Raw genomic sequence first — 18,410 nt, 5'->3', positions numbered from 1 at the left:
ATCATGGACAAATATTCACCGGAGGAGCGGCAGCTGCTGATCCTGGATCTGCTGGCCGCTCATCACAAGGTGATGGCGGCGAGCCTGGCGGATCAGCTCGGCACCACGGAGGCGACCATCAGGCGGGATCTGCGGCAACTGGCCGATGCCGGACAGTGCAAGCGGATCCACGGGGGCGCCATCTCCTTGTCACCCCAGACGGGCACCCTGACCGAGCGCAGCAACAGCAAGGTGACCGAGAAACAGGGGCTGGCGCTGGCGGCTCTCGGCATCATCAAGGAGAAGCAGCTGATCTTCCTCGATGCCAGCAGCACTCACTTGTTGTTGGCCTCCATCATGCCGGAGCACCTGGATCTGACGGTGGTGACCAATAGCCCGGCCATCGCGGTGCGACTGCTGGAGCGGCGCAACGTCAAGACCATTCTGGTGGGGGGCGAGCTGGATCCCATGGTGGGCGGCGCGGTGGACATCACGGCGGCCGAGTCCATCCAGAAGTTTCGTTTCGATCTCTGTTTCCTCGGGGTCTGTGCCTGGTCATCGGATCTGGGGTTCAGCGCAGTCCATTATCAGGACAGCGAGTTCAAGCGCCGGGTGGCGGAGCGTTCTGGCTCCCTGGCGGTGCTGTGCAATGACGACAAGATTGAATCCCTGGCGTCCTACCCCTTCCTGAGCTCGGCGCAGACGGACTACCTCATCTGCACCCAGCAGGATCCCATCCTGATGGCGGCGTTCAAGGCAGTCGGCTGCACCGTCATCACGGCGGGTTGAGACGTAACACCAAGAGACTGACGCAGGGAGAGTGACATGGGGTTATCAAACAGGGATAGATCCAGCCCGGGGCTATCCAGCGAGGGGCGGCCAGGCAGGGTGTCATCAGCAGGCCATGATGGGGCAGGCCGTCATCCGGTCGAGCCTGGCTTGTCAAACGGATGGTCGCGTCTCCGTGCTCGCCTCATCGGCGAAACGGAGCGCTACATGGCCTCCCTGCTGGCCCTCTATCGCTGGGAGGAGGAGGAGCCGGAGACACGTCGGACCGGGAAGGAGGATAGATGATACGGCCCTCGTCATCTTCATCCTGTGTCCCAGTTCGGTCAGGGCCGGAACAAATCAAGTTTCATGTGGCGCTTGATATTCCCAACCCGGTGATTGGCCGGGTTGATACCGTGACAGGTATCAAAGGATGAGCGTGACAATCATCACGTTTCCCGCTTTTAGTTTGGGCACCACTCGTTCGCTTTTCTGCTTTTGTTACACTGCGTGACATTGTCTCTACTGACGCAAGCAAGCGCTTCGGGTGATGGAAGATGTTCAATAACCAATTGGTCTCCACGTTAAATACATTCGAATTTAAAGTTTATAACTATGTGATGAAACATCATCAGACCGTTATTTATATGACGGTCAGGGAATTGGCCGAGGCCTGTGATGTATCGACGGCCACGGTATTACGCTTTTGCAAAAAATTGAATTACAGCGGCTATGCGGAATTCAAAGCCTACCTCAAGATGAATGGTGAAAAACGTGGTCAGATATCCATTCCGCACGGCGCCAATGAGTTTCTCTCTTTTTTCAAGAGCATCAACAACGACGAATTCGATGCCCTGATCCTGAGCGCCGCCGGACAGATCGCCGGGGCCGAGCGGGTCATCTTCGTGGGGGCCGGCACCTCCGGCACGCTGGGCCGCTACGGGGCTCGCTTCTTCTCGAATATCGGCAAGTTCAGCAACCACATCGACGATCCCTACTACCCGGTCAACACCGACATGTACAAGCAGGCGGTGGTGATAGTGCTGTCGGTTTCGGGGGAAACGGCGGAGATCATCAAGCTGGCGGAACAATTCCTGCTGCACCATTGCAAGGTCATCAGTATTACCAGCGATAATAAATCTACCCTGGCCCAGATGGCAGATTTCAATATTTCCTATCATGCAGCGAGAGTGGTCGTCGATAATGAATATGATATTACTACCCAGGTGCCGGTTATTTATATTATCGAGTCCATTGGTCGCCAGCTGGCAAATACCATCAATGCCAAGATGTCACAGGCTGTGTCTTCAATGTAATAAATAACATTGTTGGCATTTTGTTATATGGTGACAAGGTTGAGTGCTTTCCCTACCATCCATTCACAGCGTTCAAATAGTCTCGATATTAATTAATAAATGGCAGGGAAGGGTAACGATGGCAATTAACTATGCGGATTCGGCGAAACAGATCGTCGAGTTGATTGGTGGTGACGGCAATGTCGTGAGCGTGACGCATTGCGCCACCCGGTTGCGGTTCGTCTTGAAAGAGACGGGGCTGGTGGACAAGGAGGTGCTCAAGCGGGTCAAAGGTGTCATCACCGTCATCGAATCCAGTGGCCAGTTGCAGGTGGTGATCGGCAATCATGTCGGCGACGCCTACCGGGAGGTACAAAAGCTGGTGAATATCGATGAGAATGCCGTGGTCGAGGCCCCCAAGGTGGGCATGGTGAACCAGCTGATGGACATCATCTCCAGCATCTTCGCCCCCTTCCTCTATCCCCTGGCCGCCTGCGGCGTGTTGCAGGGGCTCATCTCCTTCTTCGCCGCCATCGACTGGATGGATCCCGCCAGCGGCACCTTCCGCATCTTGAATTTCGTCTCCTGGACTGGGTTCACCTTCCTGCCGGTGATGGTCGCCTTCACCGCCGCCAGGAAGTTCAACGTGAACCCCTTCACTGCGGTGATTGCGGCCTGTGCCCTGGTCTCCCCCGACTACATGAACATGCTGACCGCGAACAAAATCATCCTCGCGAACTCCGCGGATCCGGCGGTGCAGGCGCTGATGCAGTCGGCGATGGATAACCCGGCCATCAACGAGGCCATCGTCAACCTAGTGGGGGTGCCCCTCAACAGCGCGCCCCTCAGTTTCCTCGGCCTGCCGGTGCAGTACCTGAGTTACACCGCGTCGGTGATCCCCATCATCCTGATGGTGTGGGCCATGTCCTATGTGCAGCGCTTCTTCGAGCGGATTTTGCCGGTGGTGGTGCGCAACCTCTTCACCCCCATGTTCTGTCTCGCCATCATGGTGCCCCTGACCCTGCTGGCCTTCGGTCCCATCGGCAACCTCATCGGCGGCGCCATCGGTGGCATCTACAACACCCTCTATCACCTGAGCCCCTCCATCGCCGGCTTCGTGGTGGGGGCGGTCTGGACACCCCTGGTGACCCTGGGCGTGCATTGGGGGATCACCCCGGTGACGGTCGGCAACTATGCCACCCTGGGCTATGACACCTTCACCGGGTTGCAGGCCTCCGCGGTATTTGGCATCGCCGGCGCCGTGTTCGGGGTCTATTTCAAGACCCGGGATGCAGAGCTCAAGAGCATGACCCTCTCGGCCGGGGTGACCGCCCTGTTTGGCATCACGGAGCCCGCCATCTACGGGGTCGCCCTGCGCTTCAAGCGCCCGCTTGTCTGCGGCTGCCTGGCCGGCGCCATCGGCGGCACCGTGGCGGGAGCCTTCAATGCGGTCTCCTGGAGCTACTGCATCCCCGGCATCGCCGTGCTGCCGGTGTTCTTCAAGGAGGGTCACATGGCCCAGTTCCTGGGCTTCCTGCTCTCCATCGGCGTCGCCTTTACCCTCGGCGTCATCTTCTCCTGGCTGGCGGGTTTCCAGACCGATGCCGAGATAAGCCAGCCACAGCCGTTGAAATCCGAAGCCGTTTAAGGAGCGAGCCGTCATGAACAACACATTGCCGAACGATTTTCTGTGGGGGGGCGCGGTTGCCGCCCACCAGGTGGAAGGGGGCTGGGATCTGGGAGGCAAGGGGATGAGCATCGTCGATGTGCTCACCAGCGGTGCCCACGGCGTGGAGCGGATCATCACCGACCGAGTCGAGGAGGGCTATCGCTACGCCAATCACGAGGCGGTGGATTTCTATCACCACTACAAGGACGACATCGCGCTCTTTGCCGAGATGGGGTTCAAGTGTTTTCGTACCTCCATCGCCTGGTCACGGATCTTCCCGCTGGGGGACGAGGCCGAGCCGAACGAGGCGGGGCTGCGCTTCTACGACGACCTGTTCGACGAGCTGCTGCGCCATGGCATCGAGCCCGTCATCACGCTCTCCCACTTCGAGATGCCCAATCACCTGGTGACCGAGTACGGGGGCTGGAAAAGTCGCAAGCTGGTGGATTTCTTCGTGCGCTTCAGTGAGGTGGTCATTCGCCGCTACCAGCACAAGGTCAAATACTGGATGACCTTCAACGAGATCAACAACCAGCGCAACTGGCAGGTGCCCCTGTTCGGCTACTGCTGCTCCGGGGTCATCTACAACCAGGAGCCGAACCCGGAGGAGTGCATGTATCAGGTGCTGCACCACCAGTTCGTGGCGAGCGCGAAAGTGGTCAGCCTGGGCCATGCCATCAACCCCGAGTTGCAGATTGGCTGCATGCTGGCCATGGTGCCGCTCTATCCCTACTCCTGCCACCCGGACGATGTGATGTATGCGGAAATCGCCATGCGCGAGCGCTTCCTGTTCGGGGACGTGCACGTGCGCGGTCATTATCCCGCCTATATCCGCAAGGAGTGGCAGCGCAAGGGTTATCACATCGTCATGGAGCCGGGCGACGAGGAGACACTGCGGGCGGGCTGCGCCGACTACATCGGGCTCAGCTACTACATGAGCAATGCGGTGAAGGCCGATGGCGTCGGCACGGGCACGGCCCTGTCCGGGTTTGCGGGCAGCGTCCCGAATCCCCATGTGCAGGCGTCCGAGTGGGGCTGGCAAATCGACCCCGTGGGGCTGCGCTACACCCTGAACCTGCTCTATGGCCGCTACGAGAAGCCGCTCTTCATCGTCGAGAACGGTTTCGGCGCGCGGGATCAGAAGGAGGCGAGCGGGGAGATCAACGACGACTATCGCATCGCTTACTTGCGCGCCCATATCGAGCAGATGAAGCTCGCCATCATCGAGGACGGGGTGGACGTCATGGGTTACACCCCCTGGGGATGCCTGGACTGCGTCTCCTTCACCACGGGGGAGTACAGCAAGCGCTACGGCTTTATCCACGTGGATAAGAACGATGACGGCAGCGGCAGCTTTGCCCGTAGCAAAAAACGCAGCTTCGACTGGTATCGCCGGGTCATCGCCAGCAACGGCGAGATCCTGTGACCAGGCAGTCGTCCATGCTGCTTGATTGAATAAAACCGCCTGTTTTCACCGGCCACCATCCTCTCCTGGCGAGATGATGGTGGTTTTTTATTGGTTTGCAGCATGAAAGACTGATGGAAATTGCGCAGCCAGGCGCTGGGGATGTGCACTGCCGCGAAAGGCGAGCAGAGAGCGAGGTTGCAGCGTGAGGAGAGGGCGGGGCCACCAAAGAGGCGGTATAAAAAAGCCCCGCTCCCGGTGAGCGGGGCGGGGCTGTTGTCATGGATGACTTAGGCGAGGTCGAAGCGATCCAGGTTCATCACCTTGGTCCAGGCGGCCACGAAGTCGTTGATGAACTTCTCCTTGGCATCCGCGCTGGCGTACACCTCGGCAATGGCCCGCAACTGGGAGTTGGAGCCAAACACCAGATCGACCCGGGTGCCCGTCCACCGGGTCTTGCCGCTCTTGCGATCCTGGCCGGTGTAGGTTCCCTTGTCCGCCGCCGGCTTCCACTCCGTGCCCATGTCGAGCAGGTTGACGAAGAAGTCGTTGGAGAGGGTGCCGGGGTTGGCGGTCAGCACCCCGTGCTGTCCACCGACATTGGTGCCGAGCACCCGCATGCCACCGACCAGCACCGTCATCTCGGGGGCGCTCAGGGTGAGCAGTTGCGCCCTGTCGATCAGCATGGTCTCCGCGAAGGCGGCGCACTGACCGCCGTAGTTGCGGAAGCCATCGGCAAGGGGTTCGAGCACCGCGAAGGAATCGACGTCGGTCTGGGCCTGGGAGGCATCCATCCGGCCCGGTGCGAAGGGCACGGTCACGGCGACTCCCGCCTTCTTCGCGGCCTGCTCGACGCCGACGTTGCCCGCCAGCACGATGAGATCCGCGAGGGAGACCTTCTTGTCACCCTTGTTGAACTCGGCCTGGATGGCTTCCAGCGCTTTTAGCACCTTGGCCAGCTGAGCGGGCTGGTTGACGGCCCAATCCTTCTGCGGGGCGAGACGGATGCGGGCACCGTTGGCACCACCGCGCTTGTCGGAACCACGGAAGCTGGAGGCGGCCGCCCAGGCGGTGGAAACCAGCTCGGAGACCGAGAGGGAGGAGGCCTGGATCTTCTCCTTGAGGGCGGCCACGTCCTTGTCTCCGATCAGGGGGTGATCGACCGCCGGGATGGGATCTTGCCAGATCAGCGTCTCTTTCGGCACTTCCGGCCCCAGGTAACGGGCTACCGGGCCCATGTCGCGGTGGGTCAGCTTGAACCAGGCGCGGGCGAAGGCATCGGCGAAGGCTTGCGGATCCTCGTAGAAGTGGCGGGAGATCTTGCCAAACTCCGGGTCAAACCTCAGGGTCAGGTCGGTGGTCAGCATGGTCGGCTTGTGGAACTTGCCGGGGATGTGGGCGTCCGGAATGATCTCCGGGGCATCTTTGGCTATCCACTGCTTGGCACCAGCCGGGGACTTGGTCAGTTCCCACTCGTACTTGAACAGGTTCTCGAAGAAGTTGTTGCTCCAAAGGGCCGGGGTCTTGGTCCAGGTCACTTCGAGGCCGCTCGAGACGGTATCCTTGCCGTGACCGCTGCCGTAGTCGCTGATCCAGCCGAGGCCCTGGGCCTCGAGCGGTGCGGCTTCCGGTTCCGGACCCTTGTGGGATTCCGGCGCGGCGCCGTGGGTCTTGCCGAAGGTGTGACCGCCGGCGATGAGGGCGACGGTCTCTTCGTCATTCATGGCCATGCGACCGAAGGTGGAGCGGATGTCCTTGGCGGCTTCCAGGTAGTCGCCGCTGGCGTTCGGTCCCTCCGGGTTGACGTAGATCAGGCCCATGTGGGTGGCGCCGAAGGGGGCCGTCAGCTCGCGATCCCCCTTGACCCGATCCGGGTCGACCCCGAGCCAGGCGATCTCATCCCCCCAGTTGACGTCCTGATCCGGCTCCCAGACATCCGGTCGCCCGGCGCCGAACCCGAAGGTGCGGAACCCCATGGATTCCAGCGCGACGTTGCCGGCGAGGATCAGCAGATCGGCCCAGGAGATCTTGTTGCCGTATTTTTGCTTGATGGGCCAGAGCAGGCGGCGGGACTTGTCGATGTTGACGTTGTCCGGCCAGCTGTTGAGGGGGGCGAAGCGTTGCTGACCGCGGCCACCACCGCCACGACCATCCGTGGTGCGATAGGTACCGGCGGCGTGCCAGGCCATGCGGATGAACTGGGGCCCGTAGTGGCCGAAGTCTGCCGGCCACCACTCCTGGGAGTCGGTCATCAGCTGGACCAGATCGCGCTTGAGCGCCTTGTAGTCAAGACTCGCAAATGCCTTGGCGTATTCGAAGTCCTTGTCCATGGGATCTGAGCTGGGGGAGTGCTGGTGCAACAGATCCAGCCTCAGCTGATTCGGCCACCAGTCACGGTTGGTTCTGCCGACGCCGGCGGTGTGGTTGAAGGGGCACTTGCTTTCTTCACTCATCTCGATCTCTCCTTGCTATGGCTGACAACGCGTATCCGGTGAGCATGGAAGACAGTTCCATGTTGCTCGGTCAGCCTGTTTGACATTGCTCGTCGTATTGCTGTGGGTCTGCTCTCAATAACGATTTTTATTTCATTCGTTTGTCTAATGATGCGCCACCCGGGGCGTGAAAGAATGGATTGTGCTCATCTAATTTAACAATCCAATGACGATAGCATCCCCTGCGACATCCGGTGCGGGTCGGGCCGTGGCACCGACCGCAGTCAGTATGGGGCGCAGGGCGAACTTTATTTACTTTTTAATCAGTATCACGGCGTCCGATGCCAGAAGTTGCGCCAAGTCATTGTAGGAAGAGAAATTTAGTGGGGGATCTGGCCTGCGGTCATTTTTGTGATCCCGACCCGCATCCAGCAGGATGCTGGTCAAATGGGTCGGCGTGAAAAGCGGGAGTGATGGCTGCTGAAAGGGGGAGGGGAAGAAAAAAGGCAACAAAAAACCGGCACTGGGCCGGTTTGCTGTACGCCATCTTGTGGCGTCAACCGACGGCACAAGGCGCATCGGGAAATAATGGGGTGGCTGATGGGGCTCGAACCCACGACAACCGGAATCACAATCCGGGACTCTACCAACTGAGCTACAGCCACCACTGAAATCTGCCCTTAATTCCGATGCTGCAAAGAGTCATCGAATTAATGGCGCGCCCTGCAGGATTCGAACCTGCGACCCACGGCTTAGAAGGCCGTTGCTCTATCCGACTGAGCTAAGGGCGCTTTGTATCGCGGAGTGTGGACCTCCACGATGAACCTGGTCGGTGATAAAGGATTCGAACCTTTGACCCTCTGGTCCCAAACCAGATGCGCTACCGGGCTGCGCTAATCACCGAGATGTTACTGCTTGCATCGTCTTTCCAGCATACCGAGCACGGCACCACTGGGCAACGGGCGGGCATCATACCCAAGCGGCAAACACAGCGTCAACGACTTTTTCCGCCAGTAAATTCAAGTGCCTACTTATTGCCCGCCCTGCGAGAGCCGCTAACACCCGCGCCAAAAAAATGCGACAATGCGCACAGTTGAACACAGGATGAGTGAGAACCGATGTCTGCCAAAATCATTGATGGAAAACAGGTTGCGCAAACGATTCGCAGCCAGGTCGCCAAACAAGTCCAGCAGCGCCTGGCCCAGGGAAAGCGTGCTCCCGGGCTGGCGGTGGTTCTGGTGGGAATGGATCCGGCGTCCCAGGTCTATGTCGGCAGCAAACGTCGCGCCTGTGAGGAGGTGGGTTTCGTCTCCCGCTCCTACGACTTGGATGCCAATGCGAGCCAGGAGGAGCTGCTGGCCCTGATCGACCGGCTCAATGCCGATCCCGAAGTGGACGGCATCCTGGTGCAATTGCCCCTGCCGACTCATTGCGACGCGACCCAGGTGCTGGAGCGGATCCGCCCCGACAAGGACGTGGATGGCTTCCATCCCTACAACATCGGACGCCTGGCCCAGCGCATTCCGGCGCTGCGCCCCTGCACCCCCAAGGGGATCATGACCCTGATTGAAACCACCGGGATCAAGACCCACGGCCTGCATGCGGTGGTGGTCGGCGCCTCCAACATCGTCGGCCGCCCCATGATGCTGGAGCTGCTGCTGGCGGGTTGTACCACCACCACCTGTCACCGCTTCACCCAGGATCTGGAGACCCAGGTGCGCCGTGCCGATCTGCTGGTGGTGGCGGTCGGCAAGCCGAACTTCATCCCGGGTGAGTGGGTCAAACCCGGCGCCCTGGTGATCGATGTGGGCATCAACCGTCTGGCGGACGGCTCCCTGGTGGGGGACGTGGAGTTCGAGACGGCCCGCAGCCACGCGGCCTTCATCACGCCGGTGCCGGGGGGCGTCGGCCCCATGACGGTGGCCAGCCTGATGGAGAACACCCTGATCGCCTGCCAGGAGTACCACGACGCCTGAGAGGGGCGGCGAGGATAACGCCGACGAGCAGAGGCTGCTACTCGGCGCCGCCAGGGCGATATAATTGACTGTCGGCGCGGGTTTGATGGTGTTTCCCATCGCAACAGCGTTTGTATGCAGCATGAAAAGAGGGAAGGCGATGCCTTCCCTCTTTGCTTTTGCGTGTCCCGGCGAGGCTGCCCTGCGATGAGGCGGGCTGGGGCCGCGTCAGCGCGGCCTCAGATCAGCGCCAGGGCCGCCGCCAGATCGGCGATGAGGTCGTCCGCATCCTCCACCCCGATGCTGAAGCGGATGAGATCATCGTTCACCCCGGCGGCGAGGCGGCTCTCCTCGTCCATGGCGGCATGGGTGGTGCTGGCCGGGTGGCAGGCCAGGCTCTCGAGATCCCCGAGGCTCACCGCCTGCACGAACAGTTGCAGGTTGTCGAGCAGGGCGGCGCAGCGCTCAAAGCCCCCCTCCAGCTCGATACTCACCATGCCGCCAAAGCCGCTGGCGAAGGCGCCGAGGGCATCGTGGCCCGGGTGACTGGCAAGCCCCGGGTAGATCACCCTCTTCACCGCCGGGTGAGCGGCGAGGAAGTCGGCCACTTTCTGGGCGTTGTGCAGATGGGCGTCCATGCGCAGGGGCAAGGTCTTGACCCCGCGCTGCAGCAGATAGGCCTCCTGCGGCCCGATGGGGGAGCCGATGTGTTTGAGGGCAACGGTGCGGATGGACTTCATCAGGGCGTGAGAGCCCGCCACCACCCCGGCGATGATGTCGCCGTGACCGCCCAGGTACTTGGTGCCGCTGTGCATCACGATGTCGATGCCAAGCTCCAGCGGACGCAGCAGATAGGGGGTGAGGAAGGTGTTGTCACACACCGTGATGGCTCCCACCTTGCGGGCCGCCTCCACCACGATGCGGGGATCCACCACCTTGAGGGTGGGGTTGGTCAGCGTCTCGAACAGCACCACCTTGGTGGCGGGGCTGATGTTGGCCAGCAGATCCTGATCGCTGTCGTAGGCGGTAACCCGGATGCCGGCGCGGCTGAAGGTCTGCTTCAAGAAGGCATCGGTGCCGCCATAGAGGGGGCCGATATAGGCCACTTCATCGCCGCTGTCTGCCAGGGCATACATGATGGCGCTCACTGCCGCCATGCCGCTCGCCACCACCAAGGCTTCGTCTGCCCCCTCCAGCGCCGCGAGTTTCAGCTCCAGCTCTGCCGTGGTGGGGTTGCCAAAGCGGCTGTAGATAAAGCCCGGTGCCTGGCCGGCGAAGCGCTCCTTGCCCGCCTGGGCATTGACGTAGCTGAAGGTGCTGCTCTGGTAGAGCGGGGTGGTGAGGGCGCCGGTCTGGGGATCGATACGCTGGCCGCTGTGCACGCTCATGGTCTTGAATTTCATTGTTTTTCTCCGTCATTGCCAGGCTGGCTGGCCATCTGCTTGATCTGTTTATTGTGGCTGGGGAAGGGCGTTCCTTCCCGAAAACGGGATGGCATTGGGCCATCCCCTGTCTATTCATACGGGCTCGGGCAGGGCGCTGACTGTGTCCCGTCGGGCCGCTTGGGTGACGCCATAGTGGCGGGCCGCCACGTCCGGGTGGGAGCGCAGTCGTCCCTTGAGCACGTTTTCGCCCACCTCATAGAAGAGCGGATTGGCGGGATCGCTCTCGGGCCCCTGCGCCTCGGCCGCCTGCTCGGGTGAGAGGATCAGCAGCGGCACCCTGGCGTCCAGCCTCGCCGCCATGAAGAAGGCGAGGGAGAGGCGCGAGACGCCGGGGGGCGGGCTCTTCACCCGGTGCAAGGTTGCTTTCAAGTAGCCGTTGGAGGCGAGCTCCAGCAGCTCGCCGATGTTGACCACCAGAGCGCCCGGCAGGGGCGGGGCGGAGATCCAGCCGCTGGCCGTCTCCACTTCGAGGCCGGAGTGATCGTCCTGCATCACCAGGGTCAGGTAGCCCGGATCCTTGTGGGCGCCGACCCCTTGCCCACTGCCACCCGCGACCTGTCCCGGGTAGTGGATGAGCTTCATGTGCTGATAGGGGGTGCCGCGAATGCTCTCATCGAAGACGCCCGGTGGCTGGGCCAGTGCCTCGGCGAAGGCATCGAGCAGGGTGAGCGTGATGCCGGTGAGTCGCGCCTGCCAGGCCAGCAGCGCCTCCTGCATCTCGGGCAGGGCCGCCGGCCACTGGTTGGGACCGATGAGCCGCTGCCAGGGCTGATGGATCTCTGCCGCCGGGAGCGCCGCCTCTTCCCCCATGATGTCGAACTGCTCCCGCAGATCCGGCCGGGCGCGGGTGAGCTCGGCGCCCACCTGGTTGTAACCGCGAAAATGGGGGGAGTGCACCATCTGCACCGCCCGTTTTTCCTGCTCAGGCAGGGCGAAGAAGCGGGCCGCCAGCGCCAGCATCTCCCGCTGCTGCTCCGGGCTCAGATCGTGGCCAATCAGATAGAAGAAGCCCACCTCTCGCGCCGCCTGGCCGAGCCTTGCCAACATCTGGCGACGGCTGTCGGGGGCACCGCTCAGGGCGGCGAGATCGATGATGGGCAATGACGTGTGTTCCATGTGTCTCTCCTCAGATGCTCGCATACGGGCGCTCCCGCGTTCCAATGACGAGGTGGCTGCCGCCGCTGGCCTGGTGGCCAGGATGAGGCGGGTAGCCAGGGGCTTGAGGGGATACTAAGGTTCGGAGTTATAACGGCAAAACAACGAATTATTCTTAGTTATATACAAAATTAGAAATGGAATTCGTTTTATATTCGGAGTGGATGGCTTTAACGGCTTCGAGGCCAGGCGTGGCACGGCTTTGCTCATCGGTGAGGCTGGTACCGGACGCTTTGGCCGACAGGGGCGAGGCAGGCAGCGAAATCTGCTGCTTTAGGATAAAAAATACGAGGGAGGCATAAGCCTCCCTCGTTTTCATGGTGTTTTTAGCTGCCCTCTGACGGAGCGTCAAGGGGATGGGAAGATCAGTAGCCCAGGGTGAAGCGCTGGCGCAGGTGGGCGGGTTGCTCCGCCTCGTTCAATACCCCGTCGGCCAGATCGCCGACGGTGATCCCGGCGGGCTTGTCGCCGCTAAACAGCACCTGATCACCACCGAGCCGGTAGCCGCCGCGCTTCTCGCCGGGTTCGAGGAAAACGGGGGGGGAGACGAAACGCCAGTCGAGGGTGCTTTCTTCACGCAGCGCCGTGAGGCCGTCGCGAGCCGCCAGGGCCCCCTGCTTCCAGGCAGCCGGGAAGTCCGGGGTATCCACCAGTTGCACGCCGGGGGCGATCTCCAGACTGCCGGCGCCGCCGACTACCAGCAGCCAGCGCTTGGCCGCCTTGGCGGCCGTGACGATGGCGCTGGCCCCCTTGAGATACTGCTCATGGATGTCCGGCACGTCCCAGCCCGGGTTGTAGGCGCTGATCACCCGATCCTGCCCCTCGAGGGTGGCGGCCAGAGCCACGGGATCCTGGGCATCCACCGCGACGGCGCGCACCAGGGGGTGGGGGGCTATCTTGCTCACGTTGCGCACGATGGCGGTCACCTGGTGACCACGGCGCACGGCCTCATCGAGGATGGCTGCACCGACAAAACCACTGGCACCGATCAGGGCAATTTTCATGGGGATTCTCCTTCACTGTTGGAATGAGCTCATCCTACGCCCCCGAATGTGATTTAATAATCCACTATAAACTGCAATCACTTGTAAGCGGGATTTAATAATGGATCAGCTCAGGCGCTACGCCATCTTCGCCGCCGTGGTGGAGGCGGGCACCATGACGGGGGCCGCCAAGGCCCTCGGCATGACCCCCTCCGCCGTCAGTCAGCACATCAGCCAGCTGGAAGCCCTGCTCGGTCTGACCCTGCTCCATCGCTCCACCCGCAGACTCAATCTGACGGAGGCGGGAGAGGTGGTGTGGCAGGGGTGCCAGTCCCTGCAGCAGACCCTCAACCAGACCGAGTTGCGCCTTGCCGAGGTGCGTGACAGCCTGCTCGGCGAGGTGCGGATCACCGCCCCTGTGGGCATGGCCGGGCAACCTCTCGCGCGGGCGCTCTCGCCGCTGCTGCAGGCCCATCCTGGTCTGTGCATCCAGCTAATCGCCGACGATGGCAAGCGGGATCTCATTGCCGAGCGCATCGATGTGGCGCTGCGGGTCGGCACTCCGCCCGATTCCACCCTGGTGGCGCGCAGGCTGGGGCAGACCCGGATGATCTTGTGCGCCGCCCCGGCCTATCTGGCGCGCAAGGGAACTCCCCGCAGTCCGGCGGATCTGCTGGATCATGAGTGGCTGGCCTCGGATCTGCTGGGGGGCGCCCTGGCCTTCTTCGATGAGAAGGGGCAGGCTCACAGGGTCAAACCCAAGCCCAGGGTGCAGTGCAACAACGTGCTCCCCTTGCGCCAGTTCACGTTGGCGGGGCAGGGGATCTCCCTGCAGCCGGAGGGAGAGATCGCCGAGGATCTCGCGGCGGGTCAGTTGCTCGCCTTGCTGCCGGATTATCGGGTGGCCCCCATGGAGATCCACGCCATCACTCCCCAGCGGGAGATCCCGGAGAAGGTGCGGCGGGTGATCGAGGCCCTGCGCCGCTATTTCGCCGACGGCGTGGGAAATCTTTATCAGCGATAAGCGTTGCTTGATGATGGTTTTGCGGTCTTTTTATCTGTCTTTTATTGTTTTTGTGAATTATTGATCTTTCATTTTTATTGAGAGTGAATGTTTGCACTGCCGTGGAGTGTTCAGACCGTCGCGTCCGGCCATCGGCCCCGGATCGGCGAGGCCGGATCCGGGCAGGGAGTGCTTGCCCCTGGCTGGGCGGCCATGTTTAATGTCCCCACCCCGGCATGGCCGCCTTCTGTTTGCAACGCACACCATGATGACCCCGTCCGATCTGCCCACGGCCCTTGCGCCGAGCCCCGCCACCCGCGCCCAGTTCACCCGCATCGAGCGGGTACTCGATTACATCCACCACCATCTGGCTGAGCCCCTCTCCCTGGAGCAGCTGGCCTTGCAGAGCTGCTGGTCCCGCTGGCAGTTGCAGCGGGTGTTCCTGCATGAAACCGGCTTCACGGTGGCGCAATATGTGCGAGAGCTGAGGTTGAGCCAGGCGGCCGAGGCGTTGCTCTCGACGAGGCAGCGGGTGCTGGATCTGGCGCTCAGTCATGGCTTTGGCTCGGAGGTGAGCTTCAGCCGCGCCTTCAAGCAGCAGTTTGGCTGCTCCCCCGTCGCCTATCGCAAGCGGGGGCTGAGGCTGGGGCTCTTCATGCCGTTGGTCCGCGCCCAGACGCCGCAGGCACGGGCGCCCAGGCTGATGCAGGTACGGGTGGAGAGCCGGCCGGGCTTCCTGCTGCAGGGGGTGAGGGGGGAGATCCGCGGACTCTTTGCCGAGGCGCCCGACTTTCAGCAGCGGGTGCCCGCCATCTGGGGCGCTTTTCGGGCGTGGGGCATGCCGACAGGGGACTGCGAGTTGCTGGGGGTGGTGGATGTCTCCCTTGCCAACGAGGCGGCGCTGCCCTATTGGGCCGGGGTCGCCGTGGAGGAGGAGGCTACGTTGCCACCCGGTCTGGCACGGCTGCGGGTCCCGCCCCAGGCGTATGCCGTGCTCACTCACGTGGGCCCCATCGACGAGCTGGCCGGCACCCTCAACTGGTTCATCCTGCACTGGCTGCCGGGCTCGGGGTATCGGGGGCTGGATGGCTATGAACTGGAGTCCTACGGCCCGGGCTTCGACGGCCAGCAGCACGATGCCCGCATGGAGTACTGGCTCCCCATCGCCCCCTGCGAGGACTAGGCCAGCGGCCCCTGGTGACAGGGGAGAAAGCGCTGGCTGAACTCGACGGGGGGCAGCGGCTTGGCGAAGAAGAAACCCTGCTGGTAGTCGATGCCGTAGTGGCGCACCATCTCGACCTGATCCCGGGTCTCCACCCCCTCGGCCACCAGTGCCACCTCCATCCGATGGGCCAGATCCAGGATGTTCTCGACGATGAGACGAGAGGGCCCCTCTTCCTGGATCCCCTTGATGAAGCTGCGGTCGATCTTGATGATGTCCACGTGAAATGTCTGCAAGTAGGAGAGGCTGGAGTGGCCGGTACCAAAATCGTCGATGGCCACCAGCACCCCCATGTCGTCGAGGGCATCAAAGATGGCCAGGGTCTGGGCATCGCACTCCAGCATCTCCCGCTCGGTGAGTTCGAGCACCAGCCGGATGTCGTGACCCGCCAGGGCGTCCAGGAAGGCGTGGCATTCGCTCACTATCTCCTGACTCCTGAAATGCTGGGCGCACACATTGACCGCCACGTGAAAACCGGGGGGCAGGCGGTCTGCCATCGTGAGCAAATGCTCAAGGGCCTGCGCCATCATCTGGCGGGTCATGGGCACTATGTAGCCGCACTCTTCCGCCAGGGGGATGAAGTGGTTGGGGGCTATCATTCCCTGCTCGGGGTGGTGCCAGCGCATCAGCACTTCGCAGCCGCACAGCTTGCCATCGCGGTCCATCACGGGTTGCAGATAGGGGATGAACTCGCGCGCCGCCAGGGCCCTGGCCAGCTCGCGGCGCGGTGAACCGCCGCGACCGCTCAGGTAGAAGGTGAGCAGCCCCAGCAGCAGGGCCAGCACCGGAGTGGCGAGCAGGGTGTCGCGGTTGTAATCCCAGGCGAAGGCCAGGATCTGCGAGTAGCCGTTGAGGGCTACCAGCCGATAGGGATGCCCATCGAGGGAGGTGGAGAGCAGTTTGCCCTGCTCTTCCAGCAAGGGGGCGGCGCTCTGGGGACGACCATGACCGTCGAGAGCGCGCTCTCCCAGAATGAAGAAGAGGTTGTCCTCTCCCTTCACGGCTTGCAGGGCCCCGAAGATATGAAAGCCGTCCAGCTCGGCCAGCAGGGTGCGGCCACCGATCTGTTTGCGATAGAGGATGGCGGTCTGGTTGGTGATGGGGCTGTGGCTGGCGAGGATCAGCGCCTGATTGCCAAAAAGATAATGAGGCAGGTTCTGCTCCTGCAGGGGCCGATGCAGGGTGGTGCAGATCAGGCGGCTGCCCTCCAGCACATAGAGTGCCCTGACGTAGGGGGAGGCGATGATGAGATCCCGCAGCGCCAGGACGTTCTCCTTGCAGGCCTTGCCGACCAGGGGACGCGCCTCCTCGATCAGTTGCTGGCTGTCATCGATGGCCGCGTCGATCATGGCCTCGACATGGCGCAGGCTGCGCTCGTTATCCTTGCGAAGGCCGGTGGCGGCCTGCATCAGGTTGAGCATGGTCAGCGCGACAAGCAGACCCAGGCTGAGCAGGCAGGCGAGGCGCAGCCGCTGCGCCAGAGTCTCAGTCGGCATAATGTATCCGATTCTTGCCACTGTGTTTGGCGTCATAAAGGGCCTGATCAACCTTCTCGATCAGTTGTGAGGAGGACTCCTGTCGCCACTGGCCGAGGCCGGCGGAGAAGGTCACCACCATATCGGTCTCACGCCACTGGCGTATCTCGATCTGCTGGCGCCAGCGCTCCAGCAGGGCGTTGGCGGCCTCTTTGTCATTGCCCGGCACTATGATGGCGAGCTCCTCGCCCCCATAGCGGTAGAGGTTGGCCCGGTTGCCTGCCTGCTGCATCCCCACCTGTGCCACGGTCTGGAGCACGATATCTCCCATGGGGTGGCCTCGCTGGTCGTTGATGGCCTTGAAGTTGTCCAGGTCAATCATGCCGAGGAAGAAGGGCTGGCCGCTGCCGACCCAGGCCGCCAGATCCTGATCGAAGCTGCGGCGGTTGAACAGGCCGGTGAGGCCATCCGTGGTGGAGGCGGTCACGGCCTCCTGCATCTGCTCGTGACCATGCTGGATCTCTTGGCGCAGCAGATGGTCGGGTTTGTCCAGTTCGAGGCGCCCGACCCGCATCATGGCGACGATCTGGATCAGCATCTTGTTGATGGAGTTGCGCAGGGAGCCCCAGCAGAGCAGGCAGATCAGCAGGCAGACCGGAATGGCGATCAGCAGCAGATCGGCATCGGCCCGGCTGGCGTCGTTGAAATCGTCATCGCTGACGGCATAGATCACAAACCAGTCCGGGTTGGAGAAGGAGTAGTAGTAAAAGTGGGTCCGGCTTTGCCTGTCATGGAGATGATCTTCCCCATTGGTCATCTTGCCGATGAGGATGGGATCGATGCTGTGGCGAAACAGGTTGCTCACATCCGAATGGAGCAGGATGTCACCGGCCCTGTCCACCACGTAGAACTCTCCCCTGAGCGGGCTCTTCAACTGGCGCAGCGGGTAGCTCAGATGCTCGAGGTTCAGATCCATGGCCAGGGTGCCGAGGGGATAGCCATCCTGGCTGACGATGAGCTGGGAGAAGGAGACGGTCTGCTGTCCGGTCTGCGCATTGGTGTAGTGATCACTGTAATTGATGAACAGGCTGCGGGAGGTGGAGGATCGGAACCAGGGGCGCGTGGTGGCATCGAAATCGGCAGCGACCGCCAGGAAGGGAACGGTATTGAAGTGCCCCTGCAGGTCGGAGGCCACGATACTCGAAATGTTGGGATTGATGGACAACGTTTGTATCAGCACGGTGCGCAATGGAGATTGCTCTTCATGGAGGAAGGCCGCCAGCCTCGGTTCATCGATGAAGTTGCTGGTCTCGTTGAGGGTGTATTCCAGCGGCTTGAACTGCTGCTCGATGAACTGGGTCGCCATGTTGTGGACGAACATGGCCGCCATCCCGTGATACTGCTGCTCGGCCGCGCGCTGAATGATGTAACTGACGGTCGCCATGCCGATGGTGAGGGTCAGCATGATCACGCCAAAGGAGACATTGAGCTGGGTGTTGCAGTGCAGATCTTTGTTGATGATGTTGTTCATGGGCGCAGTCTGGAGGCCTTGTATTGTCTCAAATAGGGCTGTTCTTGGGGGAGGGGAGTCTATCGTTCTCTCTGTTATTAGCGCTTGACCCGG

At 61.9% G+C, this 18,410-nt stretch carries 13 protein-coding genes and 3 tRNA genes; 7 read left to right on the top strand and 9 right to left on the bottom strand.

All coding sequences use genetic code 11. From position 1 onward, the window contains the following. Positions 1-3: 3 nt before the first annotated feature. From ABNP46_RS11830 to ABNP46_RS11815, 4 genes are all read left to right on the top strand, one after another. On the top strand, positions 4-768 hold the full coding sequence (locus ABNP46_RS11830) for a DeoR/GlpR family DNA-binding transcription regulator (protein ID WP_349917989.1): 765 nt from the start codon (positions 4-6) through the stop codon (positions 766-768). Between the two features lie 536 nt (positions 769-1,304). Then, a complete protein-coding gene (locus ABNP46_RS11825) occupies positions 1,305-2,063 on the top strand; it encodes a MurR/RpiR family transcriptional regulator (RefSeq protein WP_349917988.1) in 759 nt (252 codons plus the stop codon). A gap of 118 nt (positions 2,064-2,181) precedes the next feature. Beyond that, positions 2,182-3,690, top strand: a complete 1,509-nt coding sequence (locus ABNP46_RS11820; RefSeq protein WP_349917987.1) for a PTS transporter subunit EIIC — start codon at positions 2,182-2,184, stop codon at positions 3,688-3,690. A 13-nt stretch (positions 3,691-3,703) separates the two neighbouring features. Further along, positions 3,704-5,137 carry a 6-phospho-beta-glucosidase gene (locus ABNP46_RS11815; RefSeq protein WP_349917985.1) on the top strand — a complete coding sequence of 478 codons (1,434 nt, stop codon included), beginning with the start codon at positions 3,704-3,706 and terminating at the stop codon, positions 5,135-5,137. A 269-nt stretch (positions 5,138-5,406) separates the two neighbouring features. Here the strand turns inward: ABNP46_RS11815 and katG are convergent, their stop codons facing one another. The 4 genes from katG to ABNP46_RS11795 form a co-directional block, all read right to left on the bottom strand. Continuing rightward, positions 5,407-7,569 carry a catalase/peroxidase HPI gene (gene katG, locus ABNP46_RS11810; RefSeq protein ID WP_349917984.1) on the bottom strand — a complete coding sequence of 721 codons (2,163 nt, stop codon included), beginning with the start codon at positions 7,567-7,569 and terminating at the stop codon, positions 5,407-5,409. A gap of 568 nt (positions 7,570-8,137) precedes the next feature. After that, positions 8,138-8,213, bottom strand: a tRNA-His gene (locus tag ABNP46_RS11805). A 49-nt stretch (positions 8,214-8,262) separates the two neighbouring features. Further along, positions 8,263-8,339, bottom strand: a tRNA-Arg gene (locus ABNP46_RS11800). Between the two features lie 35 nt (positions 8,340-8,374). Further along, positions 8,375-8,451 (bottom strand) — tRNA-Pro (locus tag ABNP46_RS11795). A gap of 215 nt (positions 8,452-8,666) precedes the next feature. On the opposite strand from ABNP46_RS11795, the gene folD reads away from it, so the two are divergent. Next, positions 8,667-9,524, top strand: a complete 858-nt coding sequence (gene folD / locus ABNP46_RS11790) for a bifunctional methylenetetrahydrofolate dehydrogenase/methenyltetrahydrofolate cyclohydrolase FolD (RefSeq protein ID WP_349917983.1) — start codon at positions 8,667-8,669, stop codon at positions 9,522-9,524. Between the two features lie 218 nt (positions 9,525-9,742). On the opposite strand, the gene ABNP46_RS11785 is transcribed toward folD, so the two are convergent. The 3 genes from ABNP46_RS11785 to ABNP46_RS11775 all read right to left on the bottom strand — a co-directional run bounded on the left by ABNP46_RS11785 (position 9,743) and on the right by ABNP46_RS11775 (position 13,107). Continuing rightward, a complete protein-coding gene (locus tag ABNP46_RS11785) occupies positions 9,743-10,906 on the bottom strand; it encodes a trans-sulfuration enzyme family protein (RefSeq protein ID WP_349917982.1) in 1,164 nt (387 codons plus the stop codon). Between the two features lie 114 nt (positions 10,907-11,020). Beyond that, a complete protein-coding gene (locus ABNP46_RS11780) occupies positions 11,021-12,064 on the bottom strand; it encodes an isopenicillin N synthase family dioxygenase (protein WP_349917981.1) in 1,044 nt (347 codons plus the stop codon). A 404-nt stretch (positions 12,065-12,468) separates the two neighbouring features. After that, positions 12,469-13,107: an NAD(P)-dependent oxidoreductase gene (locus ABNP46_RS11775; protein WP_349917980.1), complete on the bottom strand. Its 639-nt coding sequence runs from the start codon at positions 13,105-13,107 to the stop codon at positions 12,469-12,471. Between the two features lie 100 nt (positions 13,108-13,207). On the opposite strand from ABNP46_RS11775, the gene ABNP46_RS11770 reads away from it, so the two are divergent. Further along, on the top strand, positions 13,208-14,110 hold the full coding sequence (locus ABNP46_RS11770; protein ID WP_349917979.1) for a LysR family transcriptional regulator: 903 nt from the start codon (positions 13,208-13,210) through the stop codon (positions 14,108-14,110). A gap of 244 nt (positions 14,111-14,354) precedes the next feature. Next, positions 14,355-15,272: a helix-turn-helix domain-containing protein gene (locus ABNP46_RS11765; RefSeq protein WP_434476146.1), complete on the top strand. Its 918-nt coding sequence runs from the start codon at positions 14,355-14,357 to the stop codon at positions 15,270-15,272. Here ABNP46_RS11765 and ABNP46_RS11760 read toward each other — a convergent pair. Both ABNP46_RS11760 and ABNP46_RS11755 read right to left on the bottom strand, forming a co-directional pair. Next, entirely contained in the window at positions 15,269-16,807 is a 1,539-nt protein-coding gene (locus ABNP46_RS11760) for an EAL domain-containing protein (protein ID WP_349917977.1), read from the bottom strand. The two genes, ABNP46_RS11765 and ABNP46_RS11760, sit on opposite strands and share 4 nt — an antisense overlap. After that, positions 16,797-18,317, bottom strand: a complete 1,521-nt coding sequence (locus tag ABNP46_RS11755) for a sensor domain-containing diguanylate cyclase (RefSeq protein WP_349917975.1) — start codon at positions 18,315-18,317, stop codon at positions 16,797-16,799. The genes ABNP46_RS11760 and ABNP46_RS11755 overlap by 11 nt, the downstream gene beginning before the upstream one ends. Positions 18,318-18,410: the final 93 nt, after the last annotated feature.

This window comes from Aeromonas veronii, from assembly GCF_040215105.1.
Taxonomy (GTDB): domain Bacteria; phylum Pseudomonadota; class Gammaproteobacteria; order Enterobacterales; family Aeromonadaceae; genus Aeromonas; species Aeromonas veronii_G.
The sequence above is the reverse complement of the archived record's forward strand: the minus strand, read 5'-3'. Positions and strand labels throughout refer to the sequence as shown.